Annotated in this window: 19 protein-coding genes; 15 read left to right on the plus strand and 4 right to left on the minus strand. The window is 25.9% G+C overall.

The window, feature by feature from the left end; translation table 11 throughout:
- Positions 1-301: 301 nt before the first annotated feature.
- From IC173_RS15015 to IC173_RS15025, 3 genes are read right to left on the minus strand one after another with little or no spacing between them, the layout of a single operon-like run.
- Positions 302-1,051: an ABC transporter permease gene (locus IC173_RS15015; RefSeq protein WP_227482393.1), complete on the minus strand. Its 750-nt coding sequence runs from the start codon at positions 1,049-1,051 to the stop codon at positions 302-304.
- Complete coding sequence (locus IC173_RS15020; RefSeq protein ID WP_227823781.1) at positions 1,045-2,007, minus strand: ATP-binding cassette domain-containing protein; 963 nt, start codon at positions 2,005-2,007, stop codon at positions 1,045-1,047. The genes IC173_RS15015 and IC173_RS15020 overlap by 7 nt, the downstream gene beginning before the upstream one ends.
- Before the next feature lie 3 nt (positions 2,008-2,010).
- A complete protein-coding gene (locus IC173_RS15025) occupies positions 2,011-2,469 on the minus strand; it encodes a GyrI-like domain-containing protein (protein WP_227482395.1) in 459 nt (152 codons plus the stop codon).
- A 353-nt stretch (positions 2,470-2,822) separates the two neighbouring features.
- On the opposite strand from IC173_RS15025, the gene IC173_RS15030 reads away from it, so the two are divergent.
- From IC173_RS15030 to IC173_RS15075, 10 genes are all read left to right on the plus strand, one after another.
- Positions 2,823-3,179, plus strand: coding sequence for a GntR family transcriptional regulator (locus tag IC173_RS15030; protein ID WP_227433053.1), 357 nt, complete (start codon positions 2,823-2,825; stop codon positions 3,177-3,179).
- Positions 3,180-3,251: 72 nt separating this feature from the next.
- Positions 3,252-3,968 carry an ABC transporter ATP-binding protein gene (locus IC173_RS15035; protein WP_227433054.1) on the plus strand — a complete coding sequence of 239 codons (717 nt, stop codon included), beginning with the start codon at positions 3,252-3,254 and terminating at the stop codon, positions 3,966-3,968.
- Positions 3,961-4,785, plus strand: a complete 825-nt coding sequence (locus IC173_RS15040; RefSeq protein ID WP_227855792.1) for an ABC transporter permease — start codon at positions 3,961-3,963, stop codon at positions 4,783-4,785. Before IC173_RS15035 ends, IC173_RS15040 begins: the two co-directional genes overlap by 8 nt.
- A 10-nt stretch (positions 4,786-4,795) precedes the next feature.
- Positions 4,796-6,007 (plus strand): hypothetical protein, encoded by a 1,212-nt coding sequence (locus IC173_RS15045; RefSeq protein ID WP_227433056.1) that lies wholly within the window; start codon positions 4,796-4,798, stop codon positions 6,005-6,007.
- Between the two features lie 20 nt (positions 6,008-6,027).
- On the plus strand, positions 6,028-6,828 hold the full coding sequence (locus tag IC173_RS15050) for a hypothetical protein (protein WP_227831099.1): 801 nt from the start codon (positions 6,028-6,030) through the stop codon (positions 6,826-6,828).
- 11 nt (positions 6,829-6,839) lie between these two features.
- Positions 6,840-8,108, plus strand: coding sequence for a hypothetical protein (locus tag IC173_RS15055; protein ID WP_227845862.1), 1,269 nt, complete (start codon positions 6,840-6,842; stop codon positions 8,106-8,108).
- Positions 8,109-8,425: 317 nt separating this feature from the next.
- Complete coding sequence (locus IC173_RS15060) at positions 8,426-9,607, plus strand: metal-dependent hydrolase family protein (RefSeq protein ID WP_227823784.1); 1,182 nt, start codon at positions 8,426-8,428, stop codon at positions 9,605-9,607.
- Positions 9,608-9,892: 285 nt separating this feature from the next.
- A complete protein-coding gene (locus tag IC173_RS15065) occupies positions 9,893-10,687 on the plus strand; it encodes an ABC transporter ATP-binding protein (RefSeq protein ID WP_227433060.1) in 795 nt (264 codons plus the stop codon).
- Positions 10,688-12,760, plus strand: coding sequence for an ABC transporter permease subunit/CPBP intramembrane protease (locus IC173_RS15070; RefSeq protein ID WP_227855793.1), 2,073 nt, complete (start codon positions 10,688-10,690; stop codon positions 12,758-12,760). It abuts the gene before it with no gap.
- Positions 12,761-13,451: 691 nt separating this feature from the next.
- Positions 13,452-14,996 (plus strand): bifunctional diguanylate cyclase/phosphodiesterase, encoded by a 1,545-nt coding sequence (locus tag IC173_RS15075; protein ID WP_227855794.1) that lies wholly within the window; start codon positions 13,452-13,454, stop codon positions 14,994-14,996.
- Positions 14,997-15,188: 192 nt separating this feature from the next.
- Here IC173_RS15075 and IC173_RS15080 read toward each other — a convergent pair whose 3' ends face one another.
- Positions 15,189-16,148, minus strand: coding sequence for a helix-turn-helix transcriptional regulator (locus tag IC173_RS15080; protein WP_227834556.1), 960 nt, complete (start codon positions 16,146-16,148; stop codon positions 15,189-15,191).
- Positions 16,149-16,256: 108 nt separating this feature from the next.
- Here IC173_RS15080 and IC173_RS15085 point away from each other — a divergent pair, with 108 nt between their 5' ends.
- From IC173_RS15085 to IC173_RS15105, 5 genes are all read left to right on the plus strand, one after another.
- Positions 16,257-16,709: a DUF6194 family protein gene (locus tag IC173_RS15085; RefSeq protein ID WP_227855795.1), complete on the plus strand. Its 453-nt coding sequence runs from the start codon at positions 16,257-16,259 to the stop codon at positions 16,707-16,709.
- Between the two features lie 392 nt (positions 16,710-17,101).
- On the plus strand, positions 17,102-17,470 hold the full coding sequence (locus tag IC173_RS15090; protein WP_227433073.1) for a GntR family transcriptional regulator: 369 nt from the start codon (positions 17,102-17,104) through the stop codon (positions 17,468-17,470).
- A 1-nt stretch (position 17,471) separates the two neighbouring features.
- Positions 17,472-18,197, plus strand: coding sequence for an ABC transporter ATP-binding protein (locus IC173_RS15095; RefSeq protein ID WP_227855796.1), 726 nt, complete (start codon positions 17,472-17,474; stop codon positions 18,195-18,197).
- The gene (locus IC173_RS15100) at positions 18,191-18,955 is read left to right on the plus strand and encodes an ABC transporter permease (RefSeq protein WP_227433076.1); all 765 of its coding nucleotides are present in this window, start codon (positions 18,191-18,193) and stop codon (positions 18,953-18,955) included. The genes IC173_RS15095 and IC173_RS15100 overlap by 7 nt, the downstream gene beginning before the upstream one ends.
- Positions 18,956-19,209: 254 nt before the next feature.
- A complete protein-coding gene (locus IC173_RS15105; RefSeq protein ID WP_227855797.1) occupies positions 19,210-20,460 on the plus strand; it encodes an MFS transporter in 1,251 nt (416 codons plus the stop codon).
- Positions 20,461-20,484: the final 24 nt, after the last annotated feature.

Here is a 20,484-nt window from a genome sequence, read left to right on the forward strand (position 1 = left end):
TCTTTGACTAATTGTTTTCTTAAAGTATTCATAAAAAATCTCCTTTACGACATTTGATTATATTTAAATCATTGCCATAAAGAAGATTTTTATTAACCTTGAAGCACAAATTATTTTACATTACCTATAAGTACTTTAGTTTATAGTTTCTTGTATAAATTTATAAATATACACTTAAGTAGCATGAATTATAAAGGTGGTGTCTCAAAATGATTTTAATTAATCATTTTGGAACACCACTTTTTTAGTGTATATATAATAGATTAGTTTTTTACAAATCTACACACATTATCTTCAAAAATTAACTTACCATTTCTTTTTTCAGTCTCCACATAGCAAGTGCGAAACTTCCACAACACAATATTAAAAATAACACTATAACAGGTAGTATATCTCCAACTAGAATGGTTTCACCAAATATTAGACTACGTAAAGTATTAATAACATGGGTAAATGGATTGAGCATAACTGCTATTTTTAATCCTCCAGATAAATCTTCAACAGGGAAGAGAGCAGAGCTTAAAAAGAAAATAGGAAGTACAATGGCAGTCATAATTGTTTCATAAATTATTTCATTTGGTAATAATAGACTTATAGCATAAGCTAGGCTTGATAAAAAAAAGGCTGTCATAAATATCAATACTATCATTATAGCAATTCCACCAATACCAGATGCTATTTTTACTGAAAAGAATATGCTTACTATGCATAAAATTGCTACTTCAATAAAAGACACTAGGATAGCTTCTAGTAACTGACCAAAGACAATGGAATATCGACTAATAGGTGCAATTAAAACTCTATAAAAACTCCCGCTATTTTTCATTATAAAATTGATGATACCACCACTACTACATGATGAAAAGATAACCAATACAATTATACCTGGAAGTATAAAAGCTGTATAATTATCGACATTCATATCACTCATAGTTTGGTTTGCGACAGAGCTATAAAGTATAAGCCAAAGAAGAGGTTGTAATATAGTAACTACAAATGAAATTGGATTTTTAAAACGCCATTTCATATTACGCCATAAGATATTTAACATTTCCATTCCTCCTTTAAATCTTTATTAGAACTTGTTAATGCTAAAAAAACATCTTCAAGACTTGGCTCTACAATTTCTATCGCATCAAACTTTATATTATGCTCTAAAAGAAATTTATTTATTAAAGTAAGTGAAGTTCTACTTTCTTTTACACTTATGAAAAGAGAATTTTCATGTATATTCATAAATTTAACTAAGCAAGCATTTTTAATATCATTCTTATATTTTTTTATATCTTCAATATCATGAAATGCGATACGAAGTATATTTTGCTTAATATAATTACGTAAACTAGATGGTGTTCCTTGTGCCAAATCTTTTCCATTTTTCATAATACAGATATTATCACTTAGCTGTTCAGCTTCTTCAAGATAATGAGTAGTTAGAAAAATAGTTGTACCATATTCATCTCTAATTTTTAGTAGCATATCCCACATAGCTTTTCTTGAATCTACATCCATACCAACAGTAGGTTCATCTAAAAACAGAATCTTAGGAGACGACACCATATTCATAGCTATATCTAATCTACGTTTTACTCCACCAGAATAAGATGAAGTAGGATACTTTAAGTAACTAGTTAACTCAAATTTTTCAATTAAAGAGTTTATTCTTTCTTTTGCAACTTGTGGTTCCACTTTATACATTTTGCTTTGGAATATCATGTTTTCCATGAGAGACAGGTGTTCATCAATAGATACTTGTTGTGCTACACAAGCAATTTGAGTGCGTATCCAAGATGGATTATTTATTAAGTCTTTTCCAAGCATCGTTACATTACCCGCTGTAGGCTTATAAAAAGTGGTCAAAATATTGATAAGCGAAGATTTACCAGCACCATTTGGACCAAGTAAAGAAAATATTTCTCCAGTCTTTACACTAAAACTTAGACCATTTAAAGCTCTTACACCATTTTTATATTGTTTTACTAAATTGTTGATTTCGATTGCCAACATGTATTATTCCTCCTCTTTAAGTGGAAATATGATTTCTGTAATATATTTATCTGGATTACCTTTTATTAGCATACCTGGTCCTTTAATAAATACTTCTCTCCAAGGAGTTTTTATTGTTAGATTATTTTCATGAATATATTTAAATATCATTTCATATGTTTTCGGCAAATTGTTATATGAACCAATGTGGGTAAAAAACAAAGCTTTTGTTTTAGGAAACTCTTTTATTGTTACACCCATACGATTTGGAGTTTCAGAAGTTGGTACACATAACTCCATTTTTCCTATGCCAGTTTCTTGGTCAACATTATGGTAGCAAAAGAATGGTGCACCATTTGATTTTCCTTTTATAGATTTAAATACATTTGGAAAATATTTTGTTGCTTCAGTCATGGGTCCATTGTAACTCATAGTAGCTGCTGTGACTGATTCGATGTTTTTAATTTCAATTTTATAATTCATTTGTTTTCCTCCTTAGGTATGTTTATAATGGTTTAATTAACCCATTAAGTATTAGTACAATATAAGATTTTTGATTCATTGATGATATAACCTTACCTTGTTTGTTTTCAAGTCTAACATAACATAAAATATATATCCTCTCATTTGATGCTCAATTTTGTAAACTTATTATTTGAATTTTGATTTCAATGATTTAATAAATTAAAATCAAATAATTTATTAAAAAGTATTTACAAATTAAGTGTATTAATCGTATAATACACTTAACGAAATATAAAATAAAATTTAAAGTAGAAGTGTATTTTTTTAGAAAAAGTGTATTATCGTATTAATACACTAGAATAGGAGGAAGTATGAATTTTGAATTAGATAATACATCTCCAATTTATTTGCAAATAATAAAGCATATAAAGAGACAAATAGTAACAGGAGAATTAAAACCAGGAGAAACAATACCATCAAGAAGAGAAATGGCACTTAATTTAAAAGTAAATTTAAATACTGTTCAAAGGGCATATAAGGAGATGGGTGATATGAATATAATAAATACTTTTAAAAACTATCAGAGTAGCGTGACAGTTGATGAAAATATATTAAAAAATTTAAAACTAGAGTTAATAAATGAATCTTTAGTTGTATTTATAGAAGATATGAAGGCAATAAATGTTACTAAAGAAGAAGTTTTAAAGATAATAGAAGATAGATATTAGTTTTTTAATAAATATAAACACTTAACTTATAAGGTTAATTGTACAAGCATATTAAATATGGAGGATACTAATATGATAGAAATTAAAAATGTAAGCAAAACATATAAAAGAATGCAAGGACTAAAAGTAAAGAAAATAGATGCTTTAAAGAATGTAAGCTTTAGTATTGAAAAAGGAAAAATAACAGCTTTACTTGGGATAAATGGTGTTGGTAAGTCAACAATTTTAAAAGCAATAGCAGGGCTTATAAAAATTGATAGTGGAGAGATTTTAATAGATGGAGAAAAAATGAATAAAAACATATATAATAAACTTGCATTTGTTCCAGATGTAGAATCTCACTTTAGTAATACAACAATAAAAGAGTCATTTGAATTTATGGAAATTTTTTATCCAAGATGGAATAAAGAAAAATCAAAAGAAATGATGGATATATTTAAACTGAATGAAAATGAATTAATTGACAATTTATCTAAAGGAAATATTGCAAGAGTAAAATTAATTCTTGGATTTTGTCAAGACCCAGACTATATATTACTTGATGAACCATTCACAGGGATTGACTTGTTTAAAAGAGAAGAATTTATAGGAGTAATAGCACAGTATATGAAAGAAAATCAAGCTATTATTATAACCACTCATGAGATAGTAGAAATAGAAAGTCTAGTTGATGAAGTTATAATTCTTGATGAAGGTAAAGTAATAACATCATTTAATGCAGAAGATTTGAGAGAAAGAGAAGGTAAGTCTATATTAGATAAAATGAGGGAGGTATATAAGAATGAATAAGCTTCTATGTCTAATAAATGTAGATTTAAGGAGAAATAAGAGGTTTTATATAGCCTATATATCTTTTTTATCTTTAATTACATTGGGCTTAAATTTATTTGAAATTATTAAATTTAAGAACTCTAAATTTATTATAAACTTAGCAATAGAGGATTTTGGAGGTGTATTTTATGGAATAGGTATCATTGGCAATCTTAGATGTATCCAAACAATTTTACTGTATGGAATATTGGGAATGTTTACATACTATATTTTTATGTGGAAAAGAGATTTCTTTTCTAAAAATCAAAGTATTTATACTTTAATGATGTTACCTCAGAATAAATTTAAACTTTGTATATCTAAGTCAATTACTTTGATAACAATGGTATATGGTTTTTTGATAAGTCAGATAGCAACATTATTTATATGTAAACACATATTTAATTTTGTTTTTAGAAATGTTCCAATAGTTAATATGTCCTTTGCTCAGGATTTATATTATTTAAATTTAAAAAGTATTCCAATCGATTTTATTTATTTCATAACAATTTATGTATTTTTACTGTTTGTAGCTATTTCTTTTTTGAATAGTTGTATATTATTCACATTTTCTTACAGAGGTAAATTTTATGTGATTTTAATTACCTTGATAATTTTGGCAGGGTTATATTTTTCAACAGTATATATAAATATAATTAGTTTGTTTAGAAAGTATTATGGATTTGTTGGAACACAACTTAATTCCTTAGGTAACCATGTATTAAGTTTTATAGTTATAATGTTTATTTTAAATGGAATCTCTTATTTCTTAATAAATAAGAAATTGTCTATTTAGGAGGTGTGACATGAAATTAAAATCTAAAATATCTATACTTATTATATTTTTAGCAGTGGCAATATATTTTAGTATAGACCTATTGAACAATGAAAACAATTTAAGTATAAAAACGATAAAAGGTGACCAAGATGAATTGGGTTATATAAACATATATTTTGGATATGATTTTAATGGATATATAAATTCAAGATATATAATAAATGGAAGCAATAAAACTAAAAAAACAGAATTATTAAAATCAATAAAAGAGAGTGAGAACACGAATAACCTAATCGATGTCTCTAGTGGTTTGGATTCAATAGCTCATGTTGGTTTTGAAATAAGTGATGATTCTAAATCTAGTTCAAAAGGGATAAATTTTGTTATAGATGAGAAAAAAGAAGACCTAGAAAAAGGTGTATTTATTTCAGAAGGAAGTGATAAAAAAGTTGAATATGAAAAACTAGATATGGATAATTTTATAAGAACTAAATATAAAGTAGATAAAGATATCGATGAGTATCATGTAAAAGTGCTATCATCAAAAAGATACAAAAAAGATTTATATGTGTCTGTGCTTTATGCTCCAAATGAGTCATCAGAAAAAAATGAAGAAGATTTGAATACTATAGATATAATAAAGATTAATACTAAAAGTAAAAAAATAGAGACGATAAAAAGTATAAATATAAGCAAGTATCTTTTTGAAAAATACAACAACATACAGAGTATTGATGTAAGTTATTCTAGTAAAGATGGAGATAAAATGTATATTTTGATAGAAGCGATAAATGCAAATACATGGGATGATGTTGATTCTAAGCTCAATTTACTTGAGTATAATGTTAAAGAGAATAAAGATAAAATAATAGAATTAAAAAGTTATAATAGAATGTCTTTGGAAAAAGCAAAGCTAAAAGATAGTAAATTATATATGATAATGTCAGAAAGAGATAATTCCAATAAAAGTAAAGAGGTAAATTTAATAACTTATAACATACTAGATGGCAGTTTAGTTGAAGATAAATATGTTTTGGATGAAAAAGAAGAAAGAAGCATCAGAAACATTGAAATTGATTCAAATAAAATCATTGTATGTACATCAAAAACAAATTCCGTACTACCCTGGGACAATAAGACTATTCTATATATAATAAATAAAAATTCGAAAGAAATAGTGTATAAGGGAGAATTACAGTTTAATAGTTCAAATAGCAGTTTAGAATTTGAAATAAAGTAGGTGAATTGATGAGGGATTTAATGAAGTTATTTGAGTTTGATTTAAAAAGAAACATAAAAAATTATATATTTATAATAAGTTGTTTTTGTTCTATTGTATTTTTAAATCTAGTGAAAAATTTAAATGATTATAACTATATAATAGAAAATGCAGTAAAAACTGAGCAGTTATCAAAAGTAGGAAAGACAATAGAAACAGCAAGTGTCATGGGGTTTTCAAGTTTTGGAAACATAATGGGTTCTATACAATCATGTTTTTTATTTGGGATATTTGTGTGTATTTGTTATGCTTTTTTTATTTGGTATAGAGATTTTGACATGAAAAGCAAATCCATATATACACTTGTGATGCTTCCCAAGAATAAAATTAATATTTATATATCTAAATTATTAAATGTATTGTTTCTAGTGTATAGCTACACTATATTATTTACAATAACTTTATTTATTGCAAGTAAAATACTACCTAATTATATGCTTGGTAGTATTGCAAACTATAATTTTGTACAAGAAACAATATATAAATTAAATATTTTACTTCCATACAGCTTTGAGAACTTATTAGTAGAATATGTATTTTTACTAATAGGAGTTATATGTGTAGTATTCACATCAATTCTTATAAATAAATCTGTGTATAAAATGAGAGCTTTAATGAGTTTTCTATTTTTAGTTATAGAAATTCTAATATTTATAATTCTTGTAGAGTTTATTATACCTTATGAATATAGTAATGTATTTACTGTAGTATATTCAAGTGTGAGCATATTTGTATGTAGTTTTATGTCTAATAAACTTTTAAATAATAAAATTGACTTTTAGGAGGTGTATATATGAGAGAAAAGAAATTAGGAAAATATACAATATGTTTTATAACAGTATGTTTATCAATGATTATTATGACTTTGATATTGAGTTGTCTTAGTAAAAATAAATTATCTATAAGAACTTTAAATGGTAATCTAAAGGATATAGGAAGAGTTAGTTTAGTATATACACCGAATATAAGTAGATATACTTATGAAGAAGTAACCATAAGTAAAAATGGGACAAGAAATGATATAAATCCTAAAACTAAAATTGGAAATGATTATTTGCATATTGATAAGAAATACAGCGATTTTATTGATGGTAAAGGAATCGAATTTATATATAAAGATGATTTGAATATAGGGGTAGCATATACTTCTACTAAGTCTAATTCAGTACAGGAAAGAAACCATTTAAATGATTATATAAAAGTTTCAAATAAAAATTTGAAAAGTGGCTTAGAAGAAAATTTTGATATTGATTTAAAAAAATCTGATTTTAAAGAAAATAGTTGGCAAACTATTTTTAACAAAATATATAGAGGAAATTTATATATGGTGATTAGTGAAACAAATGTTTCAGGTGTTACAGTCAATAATATTTGTATATTAAAGGTAGATATAAAAAATAAATCCTATAAATTATTAAATAGATTTAATTTAGACTCACAAAGTAAATACCAACAAAATATTAATGAGATTAAATTTTCTATTGGAAGTAAACTTTATTTAGAGAGGTTAAACAACAAAGAGATAAATGGTGACATTGAAGGGCATGATAATTATTCAGATTTCATTGTGTATGATATAGAAGAGAATTCTTTCGATAAAAGTAACAAGTTTATGGATAATTTAAATAAAGAAAAAAATGCTGACCAAGGGGAAATGGGCTTATTGAGTAAAACAAAGTTAGACTATATCGTTAAAGATAACAAACTAAATATTATAGTTACAGATAAGAGTCGTTTTATAATTAATCTTGTTTATAGTGTTGATTCTAATGAAATTAAACTAGAAGATTATGAAAGGCTTAATTTAAAAGTAGATTATGATGAAGCACTATCTGGTGTTAGGAAAGTTAAGTTATTAGACGATAAAATATACTCTATTTCAAGTGTAAAGGAAACTATTTCAGGAGAGAAAAAAGGAAGTGGAGTTACTTCTGATATAGTTGGAACCAAGCCAATAAAATTTCAAGTATTTGATATGAATCTTAAAAAAACAGTATATGAAGCTGAATTGATAAATGGAGATGTAAGTTTACAAGATAAGTTATTCTTTGTAGCAAATTAAATAATAGTATTAATCAAATAACTTTAAATTTAGATATTTTTTCATGTAAAATATAAAAATGAATAGATAAAAATAAAACAAGATAATTATATACATTTTGATTATCTTGTCTTATTTTAGCATTGATATAAAAGCAATTTGATTAATATCTTTTACATATTATAAATATTCTAATATTATAATATATTCTAGTTTAATCCGATATTTAATTCACTTAAATTTGAAATGATAGTAATATAGTGGTAGAATTAATTATTAGAATATTAAAAATAATAAATAAATAATACATTATACTTGAAGAGGGGGATAATTTAAAAATGAGTAAAAAGTATATAAAAGCAGGAAATTTAATTGATGGAACAGGAAATAGTATTATGGAGAATAAAGGTATAATTATTGATGGAGATACTATACTTGAAATTGAAGATATAAGAGAAGATTTAAGTGGATATGAGGTGTATGATTACCTAGATAAAACTGTTATGCCAGGAATTATGAATTGTCATGTGCATTTGACAATGGAACCAGTAGGAAATCCAAAAGTTTATTATGAGAATGTATCTGATGTAGAGCTTGTAGTAAATACAATAAAACAACTTGATGCATATTTAGATTCAGGAGTAACATATATTAGAAGTCTAGGTTGTCCGAAATATGTGGATGTACAACTTAAAAATCTTATAGACAAAGGATCTATAGATGGTCCTGGTATAGTTACTTCAGGTCCAGTTATATGTATGACAGGAGGACATGGATACTATTTTGGTATTGAAAGTGATGGAGTAGATGAATGTAGAAAATCAGCTAGAACAGTTTTAAAAAATGGAGTAGATTGTGTAAAGATAATGGCTACTGGAGGTGTAACAACTGATGGTGTTGAGCCAGGTTCACCACAGTTGACTTTAGAGGAAATGAAGGCTGCTGTAGATGAAGCTATAAAAGCAGGTAAAATAACTGCTACACATGCACAAGGAAGAACTGGTATAAAAAATGCAGTTCTTGCAGGTATTACTTCTATAGAGCATGGTGTTTATTTAGATGATGAAATAATTGATTTGATGCTTGAAAAAGGAACATATCTAGTTCCAACAGTTGCTGCACCATATTTTATTTTAAATGCAGGAAAAGAAAGTGGAATAACTGAGGCTACTCTTAGAAAGTGCGAAATTGTTGCTATTCCTCATAAGGAATCATTCTTAAAAGCGTATAAAAAAGGAATTAAAATTGCAGTTGGTTCTGACGCAGGAACTTCTTATAATGAACATGGAAAGACGTATTATGAAATGAAATTAATGTCAGATTATGGTATGGATAACATGGATGTAATAGTAGCAGCTACAAAAACTGCATCTGAACTTTTAAGAATTGATAAAAATTATGGAACTCTAGAAAAAGGAAAGAAAGCAGATGTGATAGTGGTAAATGGAAATCCTATAGATAATATAGATGTAATGTCAGATGTTTTATCAGTATTTAAACTTGGCAAAAAAGTTAGATAATAAAATAAAAGAGAAATTAGAAAAAAGTGTCTGAAAGAATGTTTAAAAGATTAGAGACACTTTTTTTTATTGATAATATTTATTAATACTTTAAAAATTCATATGTTATTTTATATCCATTAGTTAATATATATATTATAAAAGAATAAAAAGTAATAATTTGTCATGTAAATATATGTGTTTTTATAAATAATATATTTTAAAATAAAAAACAGTATATAAAAAAGGTTTATATGTTATATTTATATAAATATATCTATAAATAAGAAAGGAGCAAGTTGGTAAATGATAGAGGTAGATAAATTATGTAAATCTTTTACAAGGGTTGTAAAAGATGATAAAAGTAAAAGTTCGATAAAAAAATTAAAGAAGATTAAAACTAAAAAAGAAGACTTTCTTGCTGTAAATAATGTTTCTTTTAGTGTTGAAGAAGGTGAGATAGTTGGAATATTAGGACCAAATGGTGCTGGAAAAACAACATTACTTAGAATGTTAGGAGGAATATTAACACCAACATCAGGAAATATAAGTGTTTCTGGATATGATTATTCAATAGATAGAAATTCAGCAAAAAAAGAAATAGGATATCTATCTGGAAATACAAAGCTGTATGGGAGACTTTCTCCTAGAGAACTTTTAACAACTTTTGGAAGTTTATATGAAATGACAAAAGAAGAAATAGAAGAATCAATTAAAAATGTTGTAAAAGTAATGGATATGAATGAGTTTATAGACAACAGAATTGAAAATCTATCAACTGGTCAGACACAGCGAACATCTATAGCTCGTTGCTTAATACATTCCCCAAAAGTATATATTTTTGATGAGCCGACATTAGGTCTTGATGTTTTGAGTAGTGCATCTATAATAGACTTTATGAAAAATGAAAAGTTAATAGGAAAAACTGTACTTTATTCAACTCATTATATGGAAGAAGCAGAAATTTTATGTGATAAGATTTTAATGATTCATAATGGAAAAATAATTGCATCAGGGACTCCAGAAAGTTTAAAAGAAGAATCAGGAGTAAATAACTTGAGAGATGTGTTTATAAATCTTGCTAGAATGGAGGAGGTTTAGATGAGAAGTAAAATTGTAAAATACATATTCAAAAAAGAAATGTTAGACATACTAAGAGACAAAAAGACTTTATTTATGATGATTGTTATACCACTTCTTTTATATCCTTTGCTTATGTTGTTGATGATTCAGGTAATGAATATGTCCGCAAATAGTATGAATAGTAAAGATATTAATATAGCTTTTGATAGTACACCCAATAAAGTGCTTGTATCAATGATTGAAAAGGAGAATAATTTAGAGGAAGACACTGGGAACAATAAAGATACTACAAATGATAAAGGCAAGATAAAAATATTAAGTGTTGATAATTATAAGAAGTCTTTAGAAGAAAATAAAATTGATGCCTACATAAAAATAGAAGAAAAGCAATCAGCTACAAGTTATAAAATATATATGAATTCATCTCAGGAAAATTCTTCTAACTCTGTAAAAAGAATTGAAACTGTTTTAGATAAATACAAGAGACTTACTGTAGAAAATACTTTAGCTGAAAAAGGATTAGATGTACAGAGTACATTGGAACCTATAACATACAATACTATAGATATTGCAAAAACAGAAGAAGTAGCAGGTTACTTTTTAGGTCAGATATTACCATTTATATTAATAATAGGAGTTTTGCTTGGTTCAATATATCCAGCAATAGATGTTATGGCTGGAGAAAAGGAAAGAGGTACACTAGAAACTTTATTTACACTCCCAATATCGAATTTAGAATTAGTAATGGGAAAATATATGGCGGTTTCCCTTAGTGCAATAGTAACAGCAATTTTAAATATTTTATCTATAGGATTAACGATGGCATTTATTTTAGTTAGTGGTGGTCTTAGTAGCCAGTTTGGTTTTGGAAATTTTAATTATGGAGATTTAGTTTTACCAGTTATTACTACTTTAATATGTGTATGTCTGTTTTCAATGGTAGTTGCAGCAATAAGTATGTGTGTATGTTCACTAGCAAAAAGTTTTAAAGATGCTCAAAACTATATAACTCCTCTTATGTTGGTTATTATGATACCATCTTATGTTTCTATGATACCCAATATAGTATTGGATAGAGTAACAGCTGTAATACCTGTGGTAAACATATCATTACTTATAAAAAGTGTATTGTCTTTTAAAAGTGATTTAAATCTGATAGCACTAGTTTTAACATCAAATATAGCTTTTGTAATATTGGCAATTATACTTCTGTCTAAAATGTTTAATTCTGAAGAAATACTTTTTGGAAATAGTAAGAGTTTTTCTTTCTTGGAGAAAAGATGCAATATAAAAAAAGGGTCTATACCAACTGTGAGTGATGGTATTATTTTGTATGCAGTAGGATTAGTTCTTTTAATTTATGTTGGTTCTTTGGTTCAAATTAAATTTGGAACAGCAGGTATTGTAATGACGCAAGTTATGATAATTGCTTTACCACTAATATTTGCATATTATATCAAAGCTGATTTTAGAGAAGTATTTAGTATAAAGATTCCAACATTAAAACATCTCTTAGGAGGCGTTGTTCTTTGGGTTGGAGGATACATAATTATTATGATTATAACTCAGTTAATTTTATTTTTATTTCCTCAAAATATGGAAGTGGCTGAGAGTTTAAATAAATCTCTTTTTATGAAGGATAAATTTCTATTGAATTTATTGATAATAGGATTATTGCCAGCTATATGTGAAGAAATATTTTTTAGAGGTTTTATATTTTCTGCATTTAGTAAATCCAAAAATGGAGTTAAGTCTGTAAAGTTAGCAATAATATGTAGTGGAGTATTGTTTGGTATTATGCATATGGATTTTATAAGAATAATTCCAACATCAATATTAGGAATCATATTTGCATACAGTGTATATAAGTCTGGCTCTATATTTGTATCAATGTTATTACATTTCTTAAATAATAGTGTAGCGGTTATAGTAAGCCATTATGCAACAGGAAATATAGCTAACTTATATAAGTTTATTGAGGTTGATTTTTCAAATTTAAATATATTTAAATTTGCTTTAGTTCTTGTAATAAGCTTTATATTAGTTATATTAGGGATGAGATTTTTATACAGAAAAGATTTAAAAAATTAAATATAAATTTCTTAAATATATTGAGATAATAAATAACACTAAAATATATAAGTATTGCTTTATTTATATATACTTTAGTGTTATTTTATTTATTTATTCATTATATAAACTCTTTATAAATTCATTTATATAATATTTTAATTATATAAATGAATTTATAAAGAGTTTATATTTAAAAAATGACTTTAAAAAATTAGGTGAAAGTGGCATATTAAAAAATTTATATTAAATATTATTCAATTTAGTTAATTATGAAAATTAAGTGTTGATTTGTTGAAATGAATAGAAGAAGAAAAACATAATAGAATTTTAAAGGTGAATGTATTGGAAATACTGTGTTTTAATAAAAAGTAGTCATTTCTTGTAAAATGGATAGTTTATATTTATTTTAAAATTTGTAAAATTTTGCTATACTATATATATAGAATATGTTATATTAGTTGTCTTTCCTATTGATTTATACATTTCATATCGGTATAATAGAAAATAAATTGGATTATTTTGGCATATAATTATTGATGAAAAGCCTATATCTTTCTATGAATTTTCTGAAAAATTTTATTTTTATATTATAATTATATTAATTTTTAATAAAAACTATCTATTTTACAAGAAATGGAAACTTTTGGAATGTGTTTATTTGCTAGTGGTTTATAATCAAATAGAGGTGCTTTAATGGGAGGAAATTTTTATGAGGAAATTACAAAAAAAATTAATGGTTTTTTTATTTATTTGTATAATTTTACAAGTTAAATATACAACACCAGTCTATTCTTTACATAAGCTTTATAAAAATAACTCCATAAATAACCTTGAATTCAGCTTATTTAATAAACAATTTATTAGCTACTATGCATCGCAGATAATATTTATTATGACGATAATATGTCTAGTACTTATTTTTTATATAATATATGATAAATTAAGTTTAAGAGTTAAATTGCAAAAGATAGTATATACAGATGGTCTTACAGGAGCAAGTACTATGGATAAATTTGTAATTGATGCTAAAAAAATATTAAGCAAAAACACTCAAGAGAAATATGCGTTATTATATATAGATATTGATAAATTTAAGTATATAAATGATTTGTTTGGATATGAAGTGGGAAATAAAATTTTATGTAGTTTAACAAATATTATTAAACATAATATATTTGAAGAAGAAATATTTGCAAGGATATCTGCTGATAATTTCACAATAATCATGAAATATAGAGAAGAAGAAGATATAATAAATAGATTAGAATCTATATTTAAAGAATTGGATTTATTTAATAATAATCAGGAAGAAAAATATAAATTAGTTTTAAGTTGTGGAATATACTTTATACTTCCAGAAGATAAAGATATCAACCCAATAATAGATAGAGCTAATATACCTCATAAAATGGCAAAGGGAGGACATAAAAGTTCATATGCATTTTATGACAACAAGATTCATGATCAAGAAATAAAAGAAAAAGAGATGGAAAATACAATGTTCTCAAGCTTAGAAAATAAAGAGTTCATAGTATACTTGCAACCTAAAATAGAACTAAATACAGGAGAAATACAAGGTTCGGAAGCACTTGTACGATGGAAAAGTCGTGATAAGGGATTAATTCCTCCAAATGAGTTTATACCATTTTTTGAGAAAAATGGTTTTATAATAAATTTAGATTTATATGTACTAGAAGAAGTTTGTATACAACTTAGAAAATGGATTGACACAGGTATAAACCCATTAACTATTTCAGTTAATGTATCAAGAATACATTTATATTGTAATAATTTTATAGAAACCTATAAAATTATAATTGACAAGTACAATATACCTGCAAAATATATAGAACTTGAATTAACTGAGAGTATTATATTTGATAATTTTGATATTTTAATTGATATAATGAATAGTTTAAAAGAGATAGGTTTTTTAATATCTATGGATGATTTTGGTTCAGGGTATTCATCATTAAATATGTTAAAAGAAATTCCTATGGATATTTTAAAACTTGACCAAAAATTTATCATGGAAACATATAATAGTAAGAGAAGTAAAATAATTGTTACTAAAGTTGTAGAGATGGCAAAGGAATTGGGGATGAAAGTAATATCTGAAGGTGTAGAGACAGAAGCACAGTTTAAACTATTGAAGGAAGTCAAATGTGATATGGCACAAGGATATCTATTTGGAAAACCAATGCCAATTGAAGAATTTGAAAAATTGATTGCATACACTTCAGCAAAAGAATAATCAGTTTACTTTATAAAAAATGAATAAGTTATATTAAAAATGAACTCTAAGCTAGTGTTCATTTTTTTATGTGGATTTTTATACATCTATTTATTAAAATATGTAAACATTAACAAATATAAATATAGTCTTATCTCATATAGATTAGACAAAACACTAGAATGTAGTATATATTGATAGCATCCATTGACATTACACTTCAGTGTTTATTTTGCAGTAATGATTGTATAACTCCTGAACTTTTGATTTTATCAATGTTTTAAGCTCAATTGGTTCTAGTACTGTGGCCTCTTTTCCAAATGACAAGAAGTATTCAGCTACCCAGTTTAGTGTTGTTTTTGAGACATACATATCTATGTAACCGCCATTAGGAAAAACAGTCAATCCTTTTGCTAATAGAAATTCTGTCTCACAGCGTTTTACTCCTATATCTGTTAGTTGAATTTTAATATGATAATCTTTAGCAACTTTTAAATTTTCAAGATATTCATGTATTGAATTTGGAATACTGTATTTTGAACTTGTTATATTTTCTATACTTACAATCTTTTCAATTCTGTCTACACGAAATTCACGGATAGATTTTGACTTTAAGCAATACGCTGGACAGTACCAAAGACCATTCATTGCATATAAACCAACAGGTATAATAGTTCTGATACTTTGGTTTTTATTTGATGAATATTGAACTGTAAGAGCAGAATTATTTGTAATTATGTTAAATAGTTCTTTTAGCAAGGGAGAAGAGCAATGTCTATCTGGTGTCCAGAATACAATTTTATTTTGTATTTGAGTAATATTATGTTGTACATCTGCTGGTAGACAATTTAAAAACTTTTTTAATACAGAGACTCTCTCTTGTTCAAATGGCAAATCACGATAAAAAGCTAACGATTGATAGGCAAAAAATATTGCTTTTGCTTCACTTTCTGAAAAGGTAATTGGTGGTAGTATACGTTCTTTTAACATATGATAACCACCTGTTGCTCCTGTTTTTGAATATAGAGGGAATCCCATGCTTTCTAAAGCTTGTAAATCCCTAAGTATTGTTCGTTTTGATACACAAAATTCTTCAGCCAATTCTCTTAGAGTAAAATTTCTTTTTGCATTTATAGTTATCATCAATTCAATTAAGCGCTCAGCCTTTGACATTTTTCTACTCCTTTTTTTACAATAGTGACAATTATTGTCACTATTATATGATAGGATATTATCGTGTTGAAAGCAATATAAATATTGTAGAAAGGATGGATATTTAATATGAAAGCTGACGATATATTCAATTACTGTGTATCAAATTTAGATGATGTTGTTTTAACAGAAAATTGGGGGGAAAGAGGGATATTTTATAATCCTAATGGTATTTTAAAGAAAGGAGTATATGTTCTTACTATCAAAGAAAAAGATGGTGAAAATGACAAAAGTTCATCACTAAACCGAAGTAATGTTTATCGTGTAAATGTATGCTTGAAAAAGGAAACATTTATTAAAAGGTTTGATAATATCCCAAAACGACCATATGCTGGGCAAATTGTGAAAATGGATTTTGATTTTACAAAACTGGATACAATTATGCCTCATCCTGTTTATGCATGGATGGGATGGGTGTGTGTCTTAAATCCTTCAGAAAAAACATTTAAAGAATTAAAAGTAATGATACAAGAGTCATACTATTTTGCTAAGGAAAAATTTGCTAAAAGGATAAAAAAGTAATAGCATGTGAACATAATTATAATAAAGGCTACTGAGACCTGAAAATACAATTCTATTTTTTCACTTCATATATTCTTATAGATTCATATAAAATTTGGTAGCCTTGAATGTAAATCTCTAAGTCAGACAAGAGAAAAATAAATACCAAATGAAATATCAAAAAACATAGTGATTAAGGAAATTTCTTGTATTATACCTATTTAGACCTGAAGATTTTGAGATTTAATAGTAGGTTTTAAAATGCTATTTTTTATAAAAACTATCTTTAAATGAAAAAGCTTGTAGATATTTATAATTTTATTTAAAAATAGTTGACATATGAGCTGTGTTATTATATTATTGTATTAAGTTATTAATACAATAATATAATAACACAATGAGGAGGCATGAATATGGAATGGGAACTTGATAATAACAAACCTATATATATACAATTAGTAGAACATCTAAAGTTAAAAATAGTTTCAGGGGAAATAAAAATAGGTTCTAAATTAGAAACAGTAAGAGCACTTGCTGAGGATGCTGAAGTTAATCCAAATACGATGCAAAAAGCTTTAACAGAACTGGAAAGACAAGGATTGGTTTATAGCCAAAGAACAAAAGGAAGATTTGTAACAGATGATAAGGAAAAAATAAAAGCTATGAAAGAGGAAATAGCCAATGTTGAAATAAATACATTAAAAGAGACTTTAGTAAAACTTGGATATGACGAAGATGAAATGTTAAAACTTATAACAGAAAATTTGAAAGGAGAATTATAAAATGGATAAAAATATAAATGATGTTTCTCAAAATGACATAGTTGAATTTAAAGGTGTAAATAAAAGCTATGGAGCTAAAAAGGTTTTAAAGAATGTTGAATTGAATATACCAAAAGGAAAAATAGTTGGCTTGTTAGGTCCTAATGGAAGTGGCAAAAGTACAATGATTAAATTGATGAATGGATTATTACAACCTGATGATGGTGAAATTATGATAAATGGAATGAAGCCATCTATAGAAACAAAGAAAATAGTATCATACCTACCAGAAAGAACTTATTTAAACGACTGGATGAAAGTATCAGATTTACTTAAATTTTTCTATGATTTTTATAGTGATTTTGATGTTAGAAGGGCAAATGAAATGATTAAGAGTTTAGATATTGATGTAGATGAAAAATTAAAAACAATGTCTAAAGGAACTAAAGAAAAAGTACAACTTATTCTGGTTATGTCAAGAAAAGCAAATATATATATTTTAGATGAGCCTATTGGAGGTGTTGACCCAGCTGCAAGGTCATATATACTTAAGACTATACTAAAAAACTATTATGAGGATAGTACTTTGCTGATTGCAACTCATTTAATAAGTGAGATAGAAAATATATGTGATGAAGTAATATTTATATCTAAAGGTGAGATAGTACTACAAGGAGATGTTGAATCAATAAGAGAGGAAAAAGGTAAATCTATAGATGCATTATTTAGGGAGGAATTCAAATGTTAGGAAAACTATTAAAATATGAGTTAAAGGCAAGTGGAAGAACGTTTATACCATTATATATAGCTATAATAGTAGTGGCTATATTAAATGGAATATTTATGAAGATTGATATATTCCAAATACAAGGAATAGGAATACTTGTACTTACAAGTCTTTTTATGGCACTGGGTGTTTTAACTATTGTAGTTACAATTCAAAGATTTAGAAAAAATCTTTTGGGAGATGAAGGCTATTTAATGTTTACTCTTCCTGTTAGTACTAGTTCACTTATATTATCCAAATGTATAACAGCACTTATATATGCGGTACTTAGTTTTATAGTTGCAGTAGGTACATTTGCAGTACTAATGTTTTTTAGTGCTTCTGGAATTGCATTTGCTGAGATTTTAGATTTTTTTAATAATGTTTTCAGATTGGGGTTTGAAAATTTTTTAGATATGTTCTTGCTATTATTAACAATGCTTATTTCATATACTTCATTTATTTTATTGCTATATACAGCAATTTCAATGGGGCAATTACCAAAGTTTAATAAACATAGAAATGTATCTGCATTTGTTTCTTTTATAATTATAAATATGATAATATCAACTGTTGGTAGTACAATTGAAAGATTTTTACCAGGAGAAAATACTAACATGATTTATCATTTATATCAAAGTTCTCATTTTATGTTTGCTATACTTGGTAGTATTATAATTTTAGTAATATTATTTATTGCTACAAAATATATACTAGATAGAAATTTAAATTTAGAATAGATATTTTTATAAAGAGCCATCTTTTAGAGTTACTTTAAAAGATGGCTCTTGTTTACTTTAAGAATTAATTAAGTATTATATAAACAGGAATAAATTCTTATATATGGTTAAATGTGTATGTGTATTGTATAATAGAAATGCATATTAAAAATTTTGATAAATAATTACAAAATTCTTATAAACAAATACTGTAAATAGAAAGTCTACAAACAGAGTAATAAAAGTTAAAATTACATAGATTTGAGGGAGAAAATATGAAAAGTTATACAAAGACTAAATGGAGTGTTTGGGGCATAATTACATTTTCATTTATTTTAGTCTTATTTTTAAGGATGTCAACTGCTGTTGTCTCAGATAATTTAGCAAAAGAGTTAGGGTTTAATTCTATACAAATATCAAATATAGCATCATTTTGCCTTTACTCATATGCACTTATGCAAATACCAGCAGGTATATTAATTGATAAATATGGAGCAAGAAAGATTAGTAGTATTGGAATAATAACAGCTAGTATAGGTTCGATACTATTTGGATTAATACAAAATATAGAATTAGCATATCTTTCTCGTATAGTTGTAGGAGCAGGAACATCAGTAATATTACTCTGTATCTTAAAAATTCAAGGTAGATGGTTTGATAAATCGGAGTTTGCTTCTGCAACAGCTAAGTTCTCATTTGTTGGAAATGTGGGAGGAGTTCTTGCTACTTTTCCGCTAGTATCTTTGTCCGAATTTATTGGTTGGAGAAATTCATTTTTATTAATAGGTATAATAGGTATTTTAATTGGATGTTGTATGTATATTATTGTTAGAGATACACCAAGAGAATATGGATTTAATGTAAATGTTGATATTTATGAAGAATCAGAAAAAATTAGTATTATTGAAGGGATTAAGTCCGTTATAATTAATAAGTCAACATGGTATAATTCAATAATAATGTTTTCTTTTGTAGGTTTAACAAGTGCATTTACAAGTCTTTGGGGAGTAAGATACATAATGGATGTTTATGGAGTTAGTAAGAGTTTTTCTGCGTTTATAGTATCATTTTTTACATATGGATTTATATTTGGTTCAATAATCATGGATTTTGTGTTTGCAAAAATAAAGTCTAGCAAGTTTAACATAATAAAATATGGTGCAATGATAGACTTATTTATATGGATAATAATTGTAATTGTTTTTAAAGTAAAACCACCAATAATGTTTTTACCAGTAGCATTTTTTATAATGGGGTGTATAGTCATGTCACATCTACAAGTATTTAATGATGCTAAATATAAAAATAAAGAGATTTATTCTGGATTGGCAACTAGTGTTATTAATACCTTTGAATTTATAGGAAGTGGTATTATTAATTTAATCATAGCTATATCTTTACAAATAAATTTCTATAATACAGTTGATGGATATAAAAGAGGATTTATTGTATTTATAGTATTAAGTATTATAACTATAATAGCATCTCATATTGGTGTAAAAAATGATGATTTTAAAACTCAATAGCATTTTCATAGTGGCTTAGCATAA

This window comes from Clostridioides sp. ES-S-0048-02, from assembly GCF_020658495.1.
GTDB lineage: Bacteria > Bacillota > Clostridia > Peptostreptococcales > Peptostreptococcaceae > Clostridioides.